Source organism: Ruegeria sp. AU67 (genome assembly GCF_900312795.1).
GTDB classification, from domain to species: domain Bacteria; phylum Pseudomonadota; class Alphaproteobacteria; order Rhodobacterales; family Rhodobacteraceae; genus Ruegeria; species Ruegeria atlantica.
This window is the reverse complement of record NZ_OMPH01000020.1, coordinates 142,198-160,800: the sequence shown is the minus strand read 5'-3', so window position 1 is coordinate 160,800 and position 18,603 is coordinate 142,198. Positions and strand designations below refer to the sequence as shown.

General features: G+C 58.7%; 17 protein-coding genes. 6 read left to right on the top strand and 11 right to left on the bottom strand.

The annotated features are described in order from the left end of the window. The gene (locus DK510_RS10465; RefSeq protein ID WP_058273905.1) at nucleotides 1-648 is read right to left on the bottom strand and encodes a GntR family transcriptional regulator; all 648 of its coding nucleotides are present in this window, start codon (nucleotides 646-648) and stop codon (nucleotides 1-3) included. A gap of 100 nt (nucleotides 649-748) precedes the next feature. Between DK510_RS10465 and DK510_RS10460 the strand changes: the two genes are divergently transcribed. The 3 genes from DK510_RS10460 (at nucleotide 749) to DK510_RS10450 (ending at nucleotide 3,001) form a co-directional block, all read left to right on the top strand. After that, nucleotides 749-1,393, top strand: coding sequence for a pyrimidine 5'-nucleotidase (locus DK510_RS10460; RefSeq protein WP_109312022.1), 645 nt, complete (start codon nucleotides 749-751; stop codon nucleotides 1,391-1,393). A gap of 86 nt (nucleotides 1,394-1,479) precedes the next feature. Further along, nucleotides 1,480-1,728 (top strand): hypothetical protein, encoded by a 249-nt coding sequence (locus DK510_RS10455; protein WP_109312021.1) that lies wholly within the window; start codon nucleotides 1,480-1,482, stop codon nucleotides 1,726-1,728. A 76-nt stretch (nucleotides 1,729-1,804) separates the two neighbouring features. Next, entirely contained in the window at nucleotides 1,805-3,001 is a 1,197-nt protein-coding gene (locus DK510_RS10450; protein WP_109312020.1) for a UbiH/UbiF family hydroxylase, read from the top strand. Nucleotides 3,002-3,014: 13 nt separating this feature from the next. On the opposite strand, the gene DK510_RS10445 is transcribed toward DK510_RS10450, so the two are convergent. After that, on the bottom strand, nucleotides 3,015-4,142 hold the full coding sequence (locus DK510_RS10445) for an aminotransferase class V-fold PLP-dependent enzyme (protein WP_109312019.1): 1,128 nt from the start codon (nucleotides 4,140-4,142) through the stop codon (nucleotides 3,015-3,017). A gap of 230 nt (nucleotides 4,143-4,372) precedes the next feature. Between DK510_RS10445 and DK510_RS10440 the strand changes: the two genes are divergently transcribed. Continuing rightward, nucleotides 4,373-5,074, top strand: coding sequence for a GntR family transcriptional regulator (locus DK510_RS10440; RefSeq protein WP_200833231.1), 702 nt, complete (start codon nucleotides 4,373-4,375; stop codon nucleotides 5,072-5,074). A 6-nt stretch (nucleotides 5,075-5,080) separates the two neighbouring features. Here DK510_RS10440 and DK510_RS10435 read toward each other — a convergent pair whose 3' ends face one another. After that, on the bottom strand, nucleotides 5,081-5,539 hold the full coding sequence (locus DK510_RS10435; protein WP_109312018.1) for an Lrp/AsnC family transcriptional regulator: 459 nt from the start codon (nucleotides 5,537-5,539) through the stop codon (nucleotides 5,081-5,083). Continuing rightward, the gene (locus DK510_RS10430; protein WP_109312017.1) at nucleotides 5,536-5,991 is read right to left on the bottom strand and encodes an Lrp/AsnC family transcriptional regulator; all 456 of its coding nucleotides are present in this window, start codon (nucleotides 5,989-5,991) and stop codon (nucleotides 5,536-5,538) included. The genes DK510_RS10435 and DK510_RS10430 overlap by 4 nt, the downstream gene beginning before the upstream one ends. Before the next feature lie 132 nt (nucleotides 5,992-6,123). Here DK510_RS10430 and ilvC point away from each other — a divergent pair, with 132 nt between their 5' ends. Together ilvC and DK510_RS10420 are read left to right on the top strand one after the other, a co-directional pair. Next, nucleotides 6,124-7,146 carry a ketol-acid reductoisomerase gene (gene ilvC / locus DK510_RS10425; protein ID WP_058273912.1) on the top strand — a complete coding sequence of 341 codons (1,023 nt, stop codon included), beginning with the start codon at nucleotides 6,124-6,126 and terminating at the stop codon, nucleotides 7,144-7,146. A gap of 73 nt (nucleotides 7,147-7,219) precedes the next feature. After that, a complete protein-coding gene (locus tag DK510_RS10420) occupies nucleotides 7,220-8,122 on the top strand; it encodes a DMT family transporter (RefSeq protein WP_109312016.1) in 903 nt (300 codons plus the stop codon). Here DK510_RS10420 and glmM read toward each other — a convergent pair. The 7 genes from glmM to glyS form a co-directional block, all read right to left on the bottom strand. Continuing rightward, a complete protein-coding gene (gene glmM / locus DK510_RS10415; RefSeq protein ID WP_109312015.1) occupies nucleotides 8,119-9,462 on the bottom strand; it encodes a phosphoglucosamine mutase in 1,344 nt (447 codons plus the stop codon). The two genes, DK510_RS10420 and glmM, sit on opposite strands and share 4 nt — an antisense overlap. Nucleotides 9,463-9,496: 34 nt before the next feature. Beyond that, nucleotides 9,497-10,495 carry a dihydropteroate synthase gene (folP, locus tag DK510_RS10410; RefSeq protein ID WP_109312014.1) on the bottom strand — a complete coding sequence of 333 codons (999 nt, stop codon included), beginning with the start codon at nucleotides 10,493-10,495 and terminating at the stop codon, nucleotides 9,497-9,499. Beyond that, on the bottom strand, nucleotides 10,492-11,412 hold the full coding sequence (locus DK510_RS10405; protein WP_109312013.1) for a dihydroneopterin aldolase: 921 nt from the start codon (nucleotides 11,410-11,412) through the stop codon (nucleotides 10,492-10,494). The genes folP and DK510_RS10405 overlap by 4 nt, the downstream gene beginning before the upstream one ends. A gap of 103 nt (nucleotides 11,413-11,515) precedes the next feature. Further along, nucleotides 11,516-12,886 (bottom strand): multicopper oxidase family protein, encoded by a 1,371-nt coding sequence (locus tag DK510_RS10400; RefSeq protein WP_109312012.1) that lies wholly within the window; start codon nucleotides 12,884-12,886, stop codon nucleotides 11,516-11,518. Between the two features lie 73 nt (nucleotides 12,887-12,959). Next, complete coding sequence (locus DK510_RS10395; RefSeq protein ID WP_058277625.1) at nucleotides 12,960-13,601, bottom strand: cell wall hydrolase; 642 nt, start codon at nucleotides 13,599-13,601, stop codon at nucleotides 12,960-12,962. Nucleotides 13,602-13,787: 186 nt separating this feature from the next. Then, nucleotides 13,788-16,349, bottom strand: coding sequence for a putative PEP-binding protein (locus DK510_RS10390; RefSeq protein WP_109312011.1), 2,562 nt, complete (start codon nucleotides 16,347-16,349; stop codon nucleotides 13,788-13,790). A 43-nt stretch (nucleotides 16,350-16,392) separates the two neighbouring features. Beyond that, complete coding sequence (glyS, locus tag DK510_RS10385; RefSeq protein WP_109312010.1) at nucleotides 16,393-18,594, bottom strand: glycine--tRNA ligase subunit beta; 2,202 nt, start codon at nucleotides 18,592-18,594, stop codon at nucleotides 16,393-16,395. Nucleotides 18,595-18,603 lie beyond the last annotated feature (9 nt).

The following is an 18,603-nucleotide window of genomic DNA, read 5'->3' as shown; positions in this document are numbered from 1 at the left end:
TCATTTCTCGCGCAGCACCGCATCCTGTTTCAGCCGGGTCATGAAGGCCACCGAGATATGTTCCTTCAGCGCGCGCTCTGCCGCCTCTTCATCCCTTGCGGTGATCGCCTCGACAATGCCCTTATGCTCACTTTGCGCAATCTCGCCACGGCCCTGAACGGCAAGCGAGGTCGTAGCCATCAGAGCCATTGTGCGGTGCACAAGATTCAACTGCTGCACCAGATACCGGTTGTGCGAAGCCAGATGGATCTGTTCATGAAACCGCCGGTTGGCCCGCGACAGTGCCGTTGGATCATTCACCAGCGCATCGTCAGCGGCGACCATGTCCTGTAGCACTTTGATCTCTTCTTCGGTGGCGTGTTTCGCGGCCAGCTTTGCGGCCAACCCTTCCAATTCGCGCCGAACCACATAAAGTTCGGCCATTTGGTTGTGATCCAATGAGGCCACGATCAGTGATCGTCCGTCACGCTCTAGCAGGGACTGCGTCTCAAGTCGCTGCAACGCTTCGCGGATAGGTGTACGAGACACGCCAAATCGTTCTGCTAGCTCACTTTCGACCAATCGGTCGCCGGGCTTGTAAACGCCCACATCAATCGCTTCGAGAATAAGGCTATAGGCGTCTTTGTTGGGCTGACGGGATTGCGGCATGGGGTGTTTTTTCTCCTCGTTCGAACATGTCTATCCGCCTCAGGCCCGTGCAATCAAGTGTAGCATTGAAAACCTGTGAATGGCGGCCTAAACCCAACCCATGGTCAAACCTTCCTTTTCGCACGTCACCCAATGGGTGTTCGACCTCGACAACACGCTGTACCCGCCTCATATGCAACTATTCGACCAGATCGAGGTTCTGATGACGGATTACGTGGTGCAGGCCATTGGCGTCGACCGGGCCGAGGCGGATCGTCTGCGCTCGCACTATTGGCGGGAATACGGCACCACGCTGGCCGGCTTGATGGCCGAGCATGACCTGGACCCCGAACCCTATCTGTACGCCGTGCATCGGGTGGACATGAGCCACATGGACCCCGACGCCGAGTTGGCCGACCACATCCGGTGCCTGCCTGGCCGTCGCATCGTTTACACCAACGGCAGCGCGCCTTATGCCGAACGTGTGCTAAAAGCACGCGGTCTCAGCGGTTTGTTCGATGCGGTTTATGGCGTAGAACACGCGGGCTATCTTCCAAAACCTAAACAGGCCGCGTTCGAGGCGATCTTTGCACAGGATGGCATCGACGCCGACAAGGCGGCCATGTTTGAAGATGATCCGCGCAATCTGGCTGCTCCGCACGCGATGGGAATGCGCACAGTTCACGTCGCGCCCGAGCCGCATAAGGCCGATCACATACACCATCACACCGACGATCTGACTGCGTTTTTGTCCCGCCTGCGATAGGCTGTCACACTGCGACGATCTGCACATTCTGCAGGTGCATCATCGACCCTATATGCGCCTCAGCGACGAACAGAATCGGAGACCCCATGAGCGCGATCGAGATGCCCGGACGCCTGCCCATCTGGCAGCGCCTGTTATTTGCAGTTCCCCTGTTTGGCTGGCTGGCAAAGGATGCCGCTCATGCAAGGGGCGCAGATTGGGGTTATACAGCGGCTGCGATTTTCAGCATGTGGGGCTGTTCTGCCCTGTTGTTCGGTTTACCGGGCCTGTACATCCCAGCCGTGATGATGGTGCCGGTGATGTTCCTGATCCTCATCCTGATTTCACGCGGCTGACACGCGGGACAGGATGTCACTTGGCGCCCGATGCAGAACCGAACTAGGGTCTGCCAAACACTCGGAGGCCAAGGTCATGAAAGACAGCTGTGACATCCTGATTTCCGGCGGCGGAATCGCTGGTCTGACCGCTGCGGCGGCCTTTGGAACCGCCGGGTTCGACGTCATTTGCGTCGACCCGACGCCCCCGATAACCGAGCGCGACGTGGACGGCTCTGATTTGCGGACCACCGCCTTTTTGCAACCGGCGCACGGCTTGTTAGAGCAATGCGGGCTGTGGCAACGGCTGGACCCACACGCGGCCCCCTTACAGATCATGCGGATTGTGGACGCAGGCGGAGATGTTCCTGAACCCCGCGTGGTACGCGATTTCAACGCCGCAGATATTTCGGATCTGCCCTTCGGCTGGAACCTGCCCAACTGGCTGCTGCGGCGCGAGATGGTGGCACGGCTGGCCGAACTGCCCAATGTCGATTTCCGCCCCGGTACTGGCACTGTCAGTCTGTTCACCCGCACTGCCGAAGCGCGTGTCGGCCTGAGTGAAGGCAGCCGCATTCGTTGCAAACTGGTGGTCGCCGCTGACGGGCGCAACTCTCCCATACGCGAGGCGGCTGGGATCAACGTCAATACCACGCGCTATGGCCAGAAAGCATTGGCCTTTGCAGTCACACATCCCATCCCGCACGACAATGTTTCGACCGAAATTCACCGCTCAGGTGGGCCCTTCACCCTGGTCCCCCTGCCCGATTGGCAGGGACAACCGTCATCGGCAATTGTGTGGATGGAGCGCGGACCCCGCGCGGTTGAATTGCTCAACACCGAGCCCGAGGCGTTTGAAGCGTTGATGACCGAACGGTCCTGTGGGTTGTTCGGACCCTTGAAGCTGGCTTCGCGCCGGACCATCTGGCCGATCATAAGCCAGTCAGCAGAACGTCTGTCAGGCGAGCGAGTCGCACTAATGGCCGAAGCCGCCCATGTGGTGCCGCCAATTGGAGCGCAAGGATTGAACATGTCGCTGGGTGATCTGAGCAGCCTGCTGGAACTGGCGCAGGCCCGCCCCGAAGGTCTGGGCGATGCGCAGATGCTAGATGCCTATCACAAAGCCCGCCATACCGAGATCGAGATGCGGGTCAAAGGCATCGACCTACTGAACCGTGCCTCGATGATCGAAGCGCGGCCGCTAAGGGACGTGCGGGCAATGGGGCTGAATGCGCTCTATTCCTTGCCGGCTGTTCGCAAGACCCTGATGCAAATGGGCCTCGGCGTACGCTAAGGCCCGAATGGTTTCACAGAACCTGATCCAGCACGCGTTTGAGCCGTCCGATGGTGCCGTCAACGTCATACAATTTGTCCAAACCGAACAGACCAAGGCGGAAGGTGCTGAACCCTTCAGGCTCATCACATTGCAACGGCACACCTGCTGCGATCTGCATGCCCAAAGCGGCAAACTTCTTGCCATTCTGAACATCCGGGTCCGCCGTATAGCTGACCACGACACCCGGCGCGCCAAATCCGTCCGCTGCTACCGAGACGATGCCCTTGTCCCGTAGCAACGCCCGCACTCCATCGCCCAATGCCCATTGGGCGTCCCGCAGCTTGTCGAACCCATAATCGCGGGTCTCGACCATCGTATCGCGGAATGCCTTCAACGCATCCGTGGGCATGGTCGTGTGATACGCATGCCCGCCATTTTCATAGGCCTGCATGATCCGCCGCCATTTTTTCAAATCAACGGCAAAGCTGTCCGAAGTAGTCTCCTCCAACCGCGCTTCGGCACGCTCAGATAGCATGACAAGGCCCGCGCAGGGCGATGCACTCCACCCTTTCTGGGGCGCCGAGATCAGAACGTCCACGCCGGTGGCCTTCATATCGACCCAGGCACATCCCGACGCGATGCAGTCCAGCACCATTAACGCCCCAACCTCATGCGCCGCGGCGGCCATGGCGGTCACGTAATCATCGGGTAGAATGACACCGGCCGAGGTCTCCACATGTGGGGCAAATACAACATCCGGACGCTGTTCACGGATTGTTGAAACAACCTCGTCAATCGGTGCGGGGGCAAAGGGCGACGGGCTGGAATTGCCGGTTTCACGAGCCTTGAGAACCGTCGCCGACGCCGTCAGATCACCGGATTCGATGATCTGGCTCCAACGGTAGGAAAACCACCCGTTCCGCACGACCAGTACATTGGCGTTGCGCGCAAATTGTCGGGCAACGGCCTCCATCCCATAGGTGCCACCACCAGGGATAATGGCAACGCCATCCGCATTATATACATCCTTCAGCAAGCCCGAGATGTCGCGCATCACCTGCTGAAACTGAACTGACATGTGGTTCAGAGACCGATCCGTAAACACGACCGAGAACTCTTCGAGCCCAGAGGGATCGACGGTGTCCAATAGCGCTGGCATGGTTTGTCCTTTCAAATTGTCGTCAGCGGCCTCACGACCCGGGTTAATTTGCCGAGACCCGTACTGAACCCGAATATCTGGCTTAAGGAAACTAAAAACAAAACACTCAAATGATATTTTGTTGGTCGAATCTGGCAAGAAATGACGCCAATTAGTGTCAGCCGCCCTTTACACTCTGACGTGTTTCTGACCAGATGCACTCACTTTGCAGAAGAAAGGTATTTCGACAGGTGAATGCGCATAAGCGGATCAGTTTTCAAGTTGTACGGGACGAAGTCAAACGGCGGATCGAAAGCCGCATTTGGCCGCAGGGATCGCTTCTGCCAACCGAAACACAGCTTGCCGAGGAATTCAATTGCGCACGCGCGACAGTGAACCGTGCCCTGCGCGAGCTTTCTGATCAGGGCTTTGTCGAGCGCAAACGCAAAAGCGGGACCCGGGTCAAAAAGGAACCCAGCAAGCATGCAAAGCTGGAATTTTCTTTGGCTCGTCAAACGGTTGAAAGCCAAAATGCAACCTATCGGTACTCGCTGGTTGAACGTAACGTGGTCGCAAGCCCCGGTTGGCTGGCTTCGCAGATCGGTGTATCCGCTGACATTCGCGTCCTGCAAGTCATCTGCATGCATTATGCAGACAACCGTCCCTTCCAATTGGAAGAACGCTGGATCAACATAGATGCGGTGCCCGAAATCGAACATGCCGATCTGACCGACCACGGCCCGCATGAATGGCTACTGAACGCCTCTCCGTTTACCGAGGCTGAGGTCTCCTTTTGCGCGATCTCCGCGGACGGACGATTGGCGGAATTCATGGGAACCACCCCCGGAACGTCGATGATCCAGCTAGAGCGCACGACCTGGAAGAATGGAAATCCGATGGCATTTGCCCGGATGACGCACCATCCGGGATATTGCATCCGCACGCGGTACTGAACGGGCTTATCCGATCGGTCCCGGCAAACGTTCCTCACTTAGCAGGACGTTGGCTTCGACATCTCCTGCGCCGGGCAAGGTCATGATCCGACGGCGTAGGACCCGCTCAAAATCCGACAGGTCGCGGGCAACCACCCGCAGGCGATAATCGTACAGACCCAGCACATGCTCAACTGTCTGAACTTCGGGAATCGCACTGACGGCACGCTCAAAATCCTCCAGACTGACCTGACCCTTGCGCGCCAGTTTTACGCCAAGGAATACCGTCACGCCAAATCCCAACGCCTCGGCATTCAGGCGCAATCGGCGACCCTTGATAACGCCCGAGGTTTCCAGTCGGCGGATGCGCCGCCATGTCGCCGGTTGTGACAGGCCGAGCTTTCGCCCCAACGCCCCCGCACTAAGCGATGCGTCCTGCGCCAGCGCGCACAGAATTTGTCGGTCCAGTTCATCCAAATCGGTCATACCGGCAGAACCTCTTCGCTTTTAACTCTGGCGATATGCATCAAGGCCTCAATATCCGCGATATGCGGCAGGGTCAGAATGCGGTCACGGTAGAGTTGTTGGTAGTGTGACATGTCCCTGGCAATCACCGACAGCCGCACATCCACCCTGCCCAGAAATGTCTGCAATTCGATCACCTCGGGCACCTGTCGGGCGGCGGCAGTAAATTCGTCAAACGCGCGCGATTGCGTCTTGTCCAGCGTGACCCGCAGCGAAACCTCGACCGCATACCCAAGCGCCGCCCAATCGATCACGGCCTCCTGCCCCTGAATGATCCCGGCGGCCTGCATCTTTTCGACCCGGCGCCAGCAGACACCCTGGCTGATACGGCAACGCTCGGCCAGTTCCGCAGCAGTCAGGCTGGGATCAGCCTGAAAGTGGCGCAGGATTCGGCGGTCTATATCATCAAGCATGAATTTTTCGAATTTTTGTCGTTACACGAATTATTCTTCATCTTTTTCACAAATACTCAAGTGCAACCCTATCGCCAATACAACATCCGGCAGGTAAAACCCTCGGCAATCTAACCAGAAAGGACCGGCGACATGCGCGTCTATTACGATCGCGATTGCGACATCAACCTGATCAAAGACAAGAAAGTAGCAATCCTGGGCTACGGCAGCCAAGGCCACGCTCACGCACTGAACCTGCGCGACTCAGGCGCGAAGAACCTTGTCGTCGCTCTGCGCGAAGGCTCGGCATCCGCCAAAAAAGCCGAAGCTGAGGGTCTGGAAGTCATGGGCATCGCCGAAGCGGCAGCCTGGTGCGACGTCATCATGTTCACCATGCCCGACGAACTGCAGGCCGAGACCTACAAGAAATACGTGCATGACAACATCAAGCCGGGCTCTGCCATTGCCTTTGCCCATGGCCTGAACGTGCACTTTGGATTGATCGAGCCGAAAGAAGGCATCGACGTCATCATGATGGCCCCCAAAGGCCCCGGCCACACCGTACGCGGCGAATACGTCAAAGGCGGCGGCGTGCCTTGCCTGGTCGCTGTTGACAGCGACGCGACCGGAAAGGCCCTGGAAATCGGCCTGTCCTATTGCTCGGCCATCGGTGGCGGCCGCTCGGGCATCATCGAAACCAACTTCCGCGAAGAGTGCGAAACCGACCTGTTCGGTGAGCAGGCCGTTCTGTGCGGCGGTATCGTTGAACTGATCCGTTGTGGTTTCGAAACTCTGGTTGAGGCAGGTTATGCACCCGAAATGGCCTATTTCGAGTGTCTGCACGAGACCAAGCTGATCGTTGACCTGATCTATGAAGGCGGTATCGCGAACATGGATTACTCGATCTCGAACACTGCCGAATACGGCCAGTACGTGACTGGCCCACGGATCCTGCCTTATGAGCAGACCAAGAAAGCGATGAAAGAGACGCTGTCGGACATCCAAACCGGCAAATTCGTGCGTGACTTCATGCTGGAAAACGCTGTTGGTCAGCCGACCATCAAAGCGGCTCGCCGCCACAATGATGAGCATCAGATCGAGCAGGTCGGTAAGAAACTGCGCGACATGATGCCGTGGATTTCCGCCGGCAAGCTGGTCGATCAGGAAAAGAACTGATCCTGCCAAGCGAATGCGAAGGGGCGGCCCATTAGGCCGCCCTTTTTTGTCCAAGCCCTAAGCCGAGACGCAGATGGTCCAGCACCCTACATCCCGCGATTGGAGCGGCGTTATCACCCTCGGCCTGATTTGGGGCGGGACGTTCATGGTCGTTGCCATGGCACTGGAAGGGTACGGACCTATCACCGTCGCCACCGCGCGCACGACGTTGGGTGCCGTGATGTTGCTGGCGTTGATGGCCGCGACAAACCGTAAGCTACCTTCCGGATCAGCTGCCCTTTGGACCTCGGTCATTGTGATCGGTATCTTGTCGTCTGCCCTGCCCTTTGTTCTGCTAAGCTGGGGGCAGCAATACGTACCGTCCGCCTTCGCGGGTCTGTCCATGGCCGCAATCCCTCTGATGGTGCTGCCGCTGGCGCATTTCTTTTCGGACGAGCCCCTGAACCTGAGAAAACTGGTGGGCGTGACCCTTGGATTCTGCGGTGCGTTGGTGCTGATCGGCCCCGGCTTGGCGCAACTCGGCCACGGGTCGGAACCTTTGGCGCAACTGGCCTGCATCGGGGCCGCTTTATGCTATTCCTGCGCGTCGATCTTCACCCGTCAATGTCCGCCCATTGATCCGGTGGTACTGGCCGCCCTGACCCTGCTGGTCGGCGCAGTAATCCTGCTGCCAATCATGTTCGTGACCGAAGGCGTCCCCACATGGGAAGGTACCCGCCCAAGCATTGCCATCATCGTTTTGGGGTTGGTCCCTACGGCATTTGCCACATTGCTGCGGGTTTCCGTCATTCGCAGCGCCGGGTCGGTGTTCATGACACTCGTTAACTACCAAGTGCCAATCTGGTCGATGGTGTTCGGCGCATGGGTGCTGTCCGAGGCGTTGCCGCTGCGCTTTTTCGTGGCGCTGGCTATGATCCTGACCGGGCTGGCCATCAGTCAGTGGTTCAGCCTGCGAAAGATGCTAACCGGGCGCTAGCCTGTAACGGCCTCGACCTCGGCAACGATGCCGTCGACAACCTGGGTCAACAGCGCGTCATCTTCACATTCCGCCATGACGCGGATCAGAGGTTCCGTACCCGACTTGCGGATCAGCAATCGCCCCTGCCCGTTCAGCCGCGCCTCGGCGTCAGAAATAGCAGCCTGCACGCTGGCGGCCTCAAGCGGGGCTTGTCCTTCTCCATAGCGCACGTTCTTCAGCATTTGCGGTACGGTTTCGAACTGCACAGACAATTCCGATGCTTTGCGACCTGTATGAACCAACTCCGCCAAGAAATGGAGGCCTGCCATAAGGCCGTCACCGGTGGTGGCATAATCGCTCATGACGATGTGGCCTGATTGTTCGCCGCCCAGATTGAACCCGCCTTCGCGCATCCGCTCAACGACATAGCGGTCCCCGACGCCGGTGCGCTCCAGACGCAGACCATGGCTTTCAAGATGACGTTCCAGGCCAAGGTTCGACATCACCGTTGCAACCAGCGCGCCGCCATTCAGGCGGTCTGCCTCGGCCCAACTGGTTGCCAAAAGCGCCATCAACTGATCGCCATCCGCGACTTGGCCATTCTCGTCGATCATGACAACGCGATCAGCGTCACCATCCAGACAAATCCCGACATCTGCACCGTGGGCCACGACGGTTTCGGCAGCCATCTGCGGTTTGGTCGAGCCACAGTTGAGGTTGATATTCTTACCGTTCGGCGTGACGCCGATCGGGATCACCTCGGCACCCAATTCCCACAAAACCTCGGGCGCCGTGCGGTGCGCGGCCCCATTGGCACAATCAACAACAACTTTTAGCCCGTCCAGACGCAAGTCTCGCGACAGCGAGGATTTGACGCGCTCACCATATCGGAACCGTGCATCATCCACCCGTCTGGCACGGCCGATATTCCGTGCCTGCGCAGGTCTGACACCTTCTTCGATCAGCTTTTCAATATCGAGTTCCGCCTGATCGGACAGCTTGTATCCGTCCGGACCAAAGAACTTGATGCCGTTGTCCTCGGCTGGGTTATGGCTGGCCGAGATCATCACCCCAAGATCCGCGCGCATCGACCGTGTCATCAGACCGACGGCGGGCGTCGGCACCGGCCCAAGCAGCAACACGTTCATTCCGGTAGAGGTCAACCCGGCCGTCAGGGCGTTTTCCACCATATAACCGGACAGGCGCGTATCCTTACCGATCACAACGCGGTGCACGCCAGACTGATCGCGGCGGAAGTAACGGCCAGCGGCGGCCCCGATGCGCAATGCCATTTCGGCCGTGATTGGATGGGTATTGGCGGTCCCCCGCACCCCATCGGTTCCGAACAGCTTGCGCATAATGTCACTCCGTCATTTCTTGCCTGCCTCCGGCTTACCGGACGGCGGCCCAAAGGCGCAAGGCCTGAGCGGTTTCTACAACATCGTGCACGCGCAGAATTTGAACGCCTTGTGACAATCCAGCCAGCCCGACGGCGATTGATCCCGGCGCGCGGGCGTCCTTGCGCGGCTCTTTGCCAATCTGCCCGATAATACCTTTTCGGGACACGCCCAACAGGATCGGGCAACCTAGACCATGAATCAGGCTGATCCCCTGCAGCAAGGCCAGGTTATGTGCCTCGGTCTTGCCAAACCCTATGCCCGGATCAATGATAATCTGATCCCGATCCAATCCGAGGTTTTCGAGACGATCCACCTGCCCTTCAAGGAAATCGTAGACATCCAGCAGAACGTCGTCATAGGTCGGATTGTCCTGCATCGTGCCCGGATCGCCCTGCATATGCATCACACAAACCGGAGCGCCAACTTGCGCGCAAAACGGCGCAAGCTGTGCGTCAAAGGTAAATCCAGTTACATCGTTGATCAGCCCTGCTCCGGCCTCCCACGCAGCTTTGGCGACGGCGAATTTGCGCGTATCGATGGATATCAACGCATCAGTGCGGGATTTGATCGCTTCGATCAGGGGGCGGGTTCGCGCGATCTCTTCATCTTCGGCCACGAAGGTTGCGCCGGGCCGGGTCGATTCTCCGCCGATATCCAGAATGGTTGCGTCTTGTGAAACCATCTGTTCAGCCGCAGATTGGGCCGCGCTGACCGAATTGTGCACACCGCCATCCGAGAAACTATCTGGGGTCGCATTCAGAATGCCCATAATGTGCGGGCGATCCATGGCAAGGCCCGCAACATCGGCACGCGGACGCGTCAGTCGGTCCAGCGCATCACCTGGTACATCCTGCACGGCAATGATCATTGGACGTTCTTTTCGGCTTAACCGTTCAACATGGGTAAACCAAAGCGGCTGGCCAGCTAGCGGCACTGAACCCGGCGGACGGTTCGGACCATGCTGAACCAGAGGTCGAAAATAAGCGGTCACAGTTGTGCCTGATCCACCGAGATCGCACGCAAAGGGGTTTCAGGGGCGTCGGGCAGCGCGCCGCCGATCACCATCATCTCACTCGCCTCAAAAGTGGCAGCAAACCATGCCGCCAGCGCGACCGCATCCGAAGGTGCCGCCGATTGGCCGTCAACAGCATCCAGCACGATTTTTGAGGGTGCCCAGACGCAAATCTGGCCATTCTTCATGGCCCAATCCAGCTCAGTCCGCGTTGAAACGACAACGCAGCGGTGATCGCGGGCAGCCAGAACCCAGGCGTTCTGTTCAATCGCCAACAGATCAATTCGGCGTTGGGTCATCGCGTGGCCAGTCTGGGAAACCGGCATATCCGCCGCACCGACGCACAGGATTAGGGGACGTTCGCGGTTTTCCAACTGATCGATCCACCCGGTCAGATTGGACGAGGCAATGGCCTCGTTCGACAGAAAAGCCAAACGCGGATGCGGGCGTTCTTCCTCAACAACGTCGTGATGAACCTTGTCTTTTCCGCGCACAATCTCGACACCCAAAGCGCCTGGGCCTCGATCAAGTTTTTCTATTCTGACAAAAGCTCTTACGGCCTGCGGCTCAAGTAAAATTCGCTCGGCCACCCGGTCTGCCAAAGTCTCAAGCAGGTTAAGACGTTCCGCCGCAAGCTCATACGCGATCGCCTCAGTCACCCGGTCATAGGACAGGATGCGATCCACGTCATCGTCGATGGGATCGGTCAGCGGGCGAACCTCGACCACGATGTTAAAACAGATACGCTGGGTCGTTCCACGCTCGGCCTGAAACGCGCCGATTTCAACCTCGACGATATGGTCACGCAGAGAAATACGATCCAACGCCCCCCGGGCAGCGGTCGCTTCGGACCGCTCGGACGGGTGCGCAAAGGCAAGACGGATTTCAGAGCTCATACAGGCGGACCTTTTCGGGCTTTGTGGACGTATTTGCCCAAAATAAACGATGCGCGGGCGTATAACACCGCAACATGCGTCTTTCCAGCCATCGAATGCGGCGTCAGGTTACGCGGAACCAGCTCATCATACCCGAAGCAGCGTGTCCCAGCATATGGCAATGCAGCAGCCAGTCTCCCGGATTGTCCGCGACCAACGCGATCTGACGGGTCTGGCCCCGGTCCACCAGCACGGTGTCGCGCCAGGGCCCCAAACTGCCATCCGGCAGGACGAGCCGGAAGTGGTGACCATGTAGGTGCATGGCATGAGGGAAAGCAGTTTCGTTCACAAACTCGATCCGGTGCACCTGCCCCAGACGCGCATCCAAAAACGGATCCTTGGGTCGTTCTGCGTATCCGTTCAACGCCCAGAACCGACCCAGTTGAGCCAGCTCACGGCCTGTCAGGTCCTGATCGCCAAGCTTGGCTCCTTCCAGCCATCGCATTGCACCGCCCTGCAGGGACATGCGATGCAGCGGCGCCTGATCATACTGAAATTCAGGCGTATTGTTCGCAGGCAATGGTTCAATACCCTGCCTTTGCGATGTGGACGTTTCGGAAACTTGAAAGCGTACCAAGCCATAACCGCCATCCCGCTCGATACTGGCGAGACCCGCGACATCCCCGGACGCGGACGTCACATCCACGACAAGGTCCACCCGTTGTGCGGGCGCAAGAGGGAAGCTATCCTCTACAGGCAATGGAACTGCCAGCGGCATGCCATCCAGTGCCACGATCCAACCTGCCAGCCCGTCCAACGCCAAATCAAATATCCGAGCGTTCGATGCATTGATCAGACGCAATCGCAATCGTTCCCCCGATCCAACAGGGTAAGCCGGATCAAAGCTGCCGTTGACGGACACCAGATTACCCAGCCGCCCCGCATGGCTAAGGTCGTGCCCATTGTCGAAGTCGTCCACGATATGCGCGGTTTCAGGGTCAAGCCGCCAGTCGTCCAGCATCACCGTCAGATCCTGATCAACATCCGGCGGGCTAGATTCTTCAACGATCAGGGGTCCATAGAGACCTCGGGCGACCTGTTCGGTAGACCGGTTATGCGAGTGATACCAATAGGTTCCCGCATCGGGCGCAACAAAGTCATAGTCGAAGGATTGGCCCGTCTCGACAGCGTCCTGCGTCAACCCGGGCACGCCATCCATCGCGTTGTCGATTCGGATCCCGTGCCAATGCACCGCCGTCGGTTGAGGAAGATTGTTTATCAGCTTGCGACTGACGCGCCCGCCCTGAGGCAATCGGATGTCGACACCGGGAACGCGACCGCCATAGGTCCAAACCGGCGTAGCTGGATATCCGTCAGGCGCAATCTGTTGCACCGCTTCTTGCGCGACCAGATCAGAGCTGACCGCATGCGCTACCTTTGGCAGCAGGGCAAGCGCGGTCGAAGTTTGCAGAAACCGTCTGCGGGATAACATCATGGCGGACCTCCTGGCCCGCTACATAAGGCAGAAAACGCCCCGCGCCATCAAGGTTCCAGCGCGGGTGCGTCAATCAGTTGCTCGCGGTCCGATAGTTGTGGCGGTAGAAAATGTGGACCCCGATCCGAGCGGTCTCTTTGTAGACACGCGACCATGACGGACGCACCGCTTTGGTGTGGTAGTGGGTCGCCCCTTCGGTCAGCCCGACGCCAACGCCGTCGATCGCCGCGCGGGCAACCTTGGACACACGCTCATAGGCTCTTTTCTCGCGGATAACTTCTTTCTGACCATCGCAGGTGTAGGTGAACTGGCATTGGTACTTCTTACCGGTTCCCTGCTTGATCACCCCGCACAGCGAACTTGGAAAGCGGCTACTTTTGACCCGGTTCAGGATCACCTCGGCCACGGCAAACTGACCGCGAACGCTTTCGCCGCGCGCTTCAAAGTAAAGCGCCTCAGCCAGACATTTGAAGTTCTCGTCACCAGCGGCAGTCGGCAGTTGATCCAGCCAATCCTTGGAATAGGACACCTGTTGCAGCACAGGTTCTTTACGTGGCTTAAACAGGCCTAAGTAATCACGGAACTTTTGCCCGGGCAATTCGCTCCGGGTTACAAGTTCGCGTTTAGCAGATTCGGTGGCTTCCCTCTCGGCGACGGAAACACTCGGCAGCACGGTTGCTGCCAATGTGGCAACAGCCAATATGTATCGTAGCATCAGATAACCTCGCACAGGCACAATTAGCGCCAGACCCTCCCCCGGCGGGCGCGATGAGGCTATTACCGAATTCAAACGGCGACGTCCAGTTCTGACGGAAAAGCAAGTGGAAAATCGCCGTTTCGTCAACAATATTTGACGACGGCGCTTTCTGTTACCTACTAATTCTAGAGTGCTGCCCTTCTGTCAACCCCCAAGTCTGGACGAAATCGCCAGTTGAGCGGCAGCCAGCCGAGCGACGGGCACCCGGAAGGGCGAACAGGACACGTAGTCAAAGCCCAATTCTCGGCAAATGGCGATTGATTCGGGGTTACCGCCATGTTCGCCGCAAACCGACAATGTGACTTCTGGTTGTGCTTGCCTGCCGCGTTCAGCCCCCAGTTTAAGCAATTCGCCAACTCCGTCCGCGTCCAACACATGAAACGGGTCTTCGACAAAGACACCCTGCCGGACATAAGCCGACATGAACCGGCCTGCGTCATCGCGGGACAGGCCATAGGTCATCTGCGTCAGGTCGTTTGTTCCGAAACTCAGAAACGCGGTTTGTGGCGCAATCTCAGCTGCCCGCAAACAGGCCCGAGGGGTTTCTACCATCACGCCTAGCCGATACTCAAATTCCTGCCCGCGTTCACCGGCGACGGCTGCTGCCACAGAATCGATGCGCGCCTTAACCAGCTCGACCTCGCGCTTGGCGGATACCAGCGGGATCATCACTTCGGGCACCACCGGCGCTCCGTCTTTGCTGGCTTCAAGCGTCGCCTCGAAAATCGCACGCGCCTGCATGTCGTAGATTTCGGGAACCGTCACACCCAGACGTACGCCGCGCAGGCCCAGCATCGGGTTATATTCGGTCATGGCGTCGACCCTGCGTTCGACATCTGAGACAGGCAGGTCTAGCGCTTCGGCAAGTTCGCGTTGGCCGGTGCGCGTGGTCGGAAGAAACTCATGCAACGGTGGGTCGAACAGACGGATACATACAGGCTGTCCCTCCATGATCCGGAAAAGCTGCGCGAAGTCATCGCGCTGCATCGGCAACAAGCGTTCCAACACCGCTTCGCGACCGGATGAGGTCTGCGCAAAGATCATTTCGCGCATTACGATCAGACGACCGGGGTCAAAGAACATGTGCTCGGTCCGACACAACCCGATCCCTTGCGCCATGAAGTTCCGCGCTGTTTGTGCGTCTGCGGGTGTGTCCGCGTTGGCGCGAATTGCAATGTCTCGCTCTGCGTCCGCCCAACCCATCAGCGTCTGAAAACAATCATCCAGTGCGGCCTCGAGCATCGTCGGCCTCCCCGCCAACACCTGACCCGAGCTACCGTCGATGGTCAATGTGTCGCCTGTTTTGAAAACCCGCCCGTCGGGAGCCATCAGCTGTTTTTTCTTTGTCTGAAACCGCATCTCGGACGCGCCGACGATGCACGGCAGGCCCAAACCCCGACCAATCACGGCCGCGTGGCTAGTCATGCCGCCCTTTTCCGTCAGGACCGCGACGGCGGCATGCATACCGCGCACATCTTCCGGGGAGGTTTCGCGGCGCACCAAAATGCACGGCTCTCCCCGCGCGGCGCTTGCCTGAGCCTCCGCCGAGGTGAAAACGATCTTGCCGGTCGCAGCACCCGGACTGGCGGCAATTCCGGTGGTCAGGGTGTCCCGTTCCGCATCAGGGTGAACCTGCCGGTGCAACAGCTCGTTCAGGGAATGTGGATCAACCCGCATTACAGCCTCTTGCGGCGGAATGATCCCGTCTTCGGCCAGGCGCACAGCGATCCGCATCGCCGCGCGTGCGCTGCGTTGAACCCGGACACCATCCAAAATGTGAACGTGGCCGTTTTCAATCACGAACTCGACCTGCATTTCCTCGCGCAGCTTGACCCGCATCAGCGCCGCATGCGTTTTGAGGTCCGCAAATGCCTTGGGCGCGACCTCCTCCAGAGACTTTCCGCGCGGATCCTTTTCCAGATAGAGCGCCGCGACGCCTTCCCCCAGCGCATCCCGCCCCTGACTTTGGCTCAGATACCGGCCGGTTATCTGAGGCAATCCAGTGGTCGGATCAATCAGTTGGAGCACGCCCGATCCGCATTCCCCCTGCCCGACGCCGGGGATCATCTCTTGGATCACCAGCCCCAGACCGGCATCCGCTGGCGCACCCTTGGCCTGACGCAACAATCGGGCCGAGGTGCCCTCCCATGCGCGTGCCATCGAACGCAGCACGGCAATCAGCTGCTCTCCGCGATCCTGTGGAAAGGCTTCGTCCGTCTCGTCTTCGTAAGCCCTCAGAGATTCCTGCAGCCCCTCACGGCCGTCTGCATCGATCTCGTCAAACACATCCGGGTCCAGCCGCGCAACATGAACGGCATAGCTTTGGACAAAGCGCAGATACAACGCAGCCGCGGCCTCGACCCCCATCGAATCCGACAGATCGACATAGCGCGCGTCATTCATGCCGATGTTCAGGATAGCACCCGGGCCGCCCCAATCGGGATCTTCGGAACTGGGCCGTACACAAAGCAGCGCGGCCTGTTCAAACTGCTCAAGAACAGCAGCTAAATCCGGCACCTGCCCGTCCGATATCTGATGCACCGCATCAAATGACAACGCGACCGTTCGTGGAACCGGCAGTTCCAGACGAACCAGACGTTGCAGACATTTCGCCCGCCCGCCATGCGTGTTGGCGGCAACGGGCGCTTCGGACGTGATAAGCGTAGTATGCGGATTATTCTGCACTGCGGCACCTTTTGATTTCACCGCAGCATAAGCCCCTGCACCAATGGCGCAAGGGCGTTCTGGATCAGCCTTCGATGCGGCTCAGATCAGCAACACTGGAGCAGACCTGACGGATCTGGCTTAGCAGGTTCAGGCGGTTACGGCGCAGGATGTCATTGTCGGTATTGACCTGAACATCCTCAAAAAACGCATCCACCGGGCCGCGCAGGTCGGCCATGGCCGACATCGCACTGGGGAAATCCTCAGCTTTCAGCGCCGGGTCGATCTTGGCCTGTGCTGCTTCCAATGCGCCGAACAGAGCTTTTTCGCTGTCGGTCTCCGCAAACTTGATATCTGCGCCATATGAATACTCTACGCCGTCCTTTTCCTCGGCCTGGGTCAGAATGTTGTTGGCGCGTTTGAAACCCTGCACGAGGTTCTCACCATCCTCGGTCGCGATTACCGCGTTCAGAGCACGGGCGCGCTTGACCAGCAGGTTGAGATCGTCATTGCCGTCCATCTCGATACAGGCGTCGATGATGTCGTGACGGATGCCTTCATCTCGGAGGAAGGTTTTGAGGCGGTCGTGAAAGAAAGAGAGCAAATCTGATGGCACGGCCTCGATGATAGCTTTGGCTGCTTCTACTTGATGTGCCAGATCATGAACGCTCTTGGCGGCGGCCTCTGCTGCCTCTGCATCAGCCTGCGCTTGCTCGGCCTTGGCCCCAAGCAAGGCCGCTTGCCATTCCGGCACCTTCAACAAGACGTTCAATGCAGCCGCGGTAGTATCGCCCAAAGGCAAACGCAAATCGTTATTCAGCACCAACCGAACAGCTCCCAACGCCGCGCGGCGCAGGGCAAACGGGTCTTTTGACCCGGTAGGTTTCTCATCAATCGCCCAGAACCCGGTCAGCGTATCCAGTTTGTCAGCTAGTGCGACAGTCACCGAGAGCGGCGCATTCGGCACATCGTCCGACGGACCAAGCGGCGAGTAGTGGTCCTGCGCTACGGCGGCTACGGCGGAATCTTCACCGGCGGCCTCAATGTAATACCGGCCCATAAGCCCCTGAAGTTCGGGGAATTCATAGACCATCTCAGAACTCAGATCAGCCTTGGCCAGACGCGCGGCTTTCTCGGCCTGATCGGCATCCGCTCCGGTCACAGGGGCCAGTTCGCGGGCCAGCGCCGCGATACGGTCGATCCGCTCGGCTTGAGTTCCCAGCTTGTTGTGGAAGGTCACATTCTCCAGCGCGCGGGTCCATTGGGCGATGTCCGTTTTGGCAACGCGCAGGTCATTCTCCCAGAAGAATTTGGCATCGGCCAGACGGGCCGACAGCACCTTTTGGTTCCCTGCCAAAATGGTCGCGCCATTATCGATGGTTTCACGGTTCGCAACAGTGATGAACCGCTCAATCCGGCCCGTCTTGGGGTTTTTCACGGAAAAGAATTTCTGATGCTCTTTCATCGAGGTCTGCAGAACCTCGGGAGGCAGTTCCAGAAACTCGTCGTCGATCCGCCCCATCAGGACAACTGGCCATTCGACCAGACCCGCGACCTCGGCCAGCAGGCCCTTGTCATCGACTACTTCCAGACCCGCCGCAAAAGCAAGGTTCTGGGCGTCGTTCCAAATATGCTCAGCGCGTTCTGCAGGCGACAGCACAACGAATGCGCGTTTCAGCTTGGCGGCGTAATCCTCAAAGGACGACACGGCGAACCGACCCGGCGCCATGAAACGATGACCCTCCGTGGTATCGCCGGACTTGATGCCTTCGATCTCCATCGGCACGACCTGCGCGCCAGCCTCATCGGTCAGAATACACAGGATCGAGTGCAACGGACGCACCCAGCGCAGACCGCCATTGCCCCATCGCATGGATTTCGGCCAGGGGAAGTTGCGGATCGTCGCCTTGAGTACCTCGGCGATGATCTCGGCAGCGGGACGGCCCGGTTTTTCGACGGTGGCGAAATAAACCGCGCCTTTGGGTGTTTCACGCTCTTCCAGTTGATCGCGGGTCAGACCTGCGCCCCGCAGGAAACCTTCGATGGCTTTGTCCGGCGCGCCGACTTTCGGACCCTTGCGTTCCTCGCGGATCATGGGGCTTTCCGAAAGCAACCCTTCGACCGCCAGCGTCAGGCGGCGCGGCGTTGTCAGCGTAGCAGCAGATGCGTAGGTCAAACCAGCCTCGACCAAACCATCGGTGATCCGCTTTTTCAGGTCTTCGCCGGCACGAGTCTGCATGCGCGCGGGGATTTCCTCGGAAAACAATTCGATCAGCAGGTCGGGCATATTCGGTCC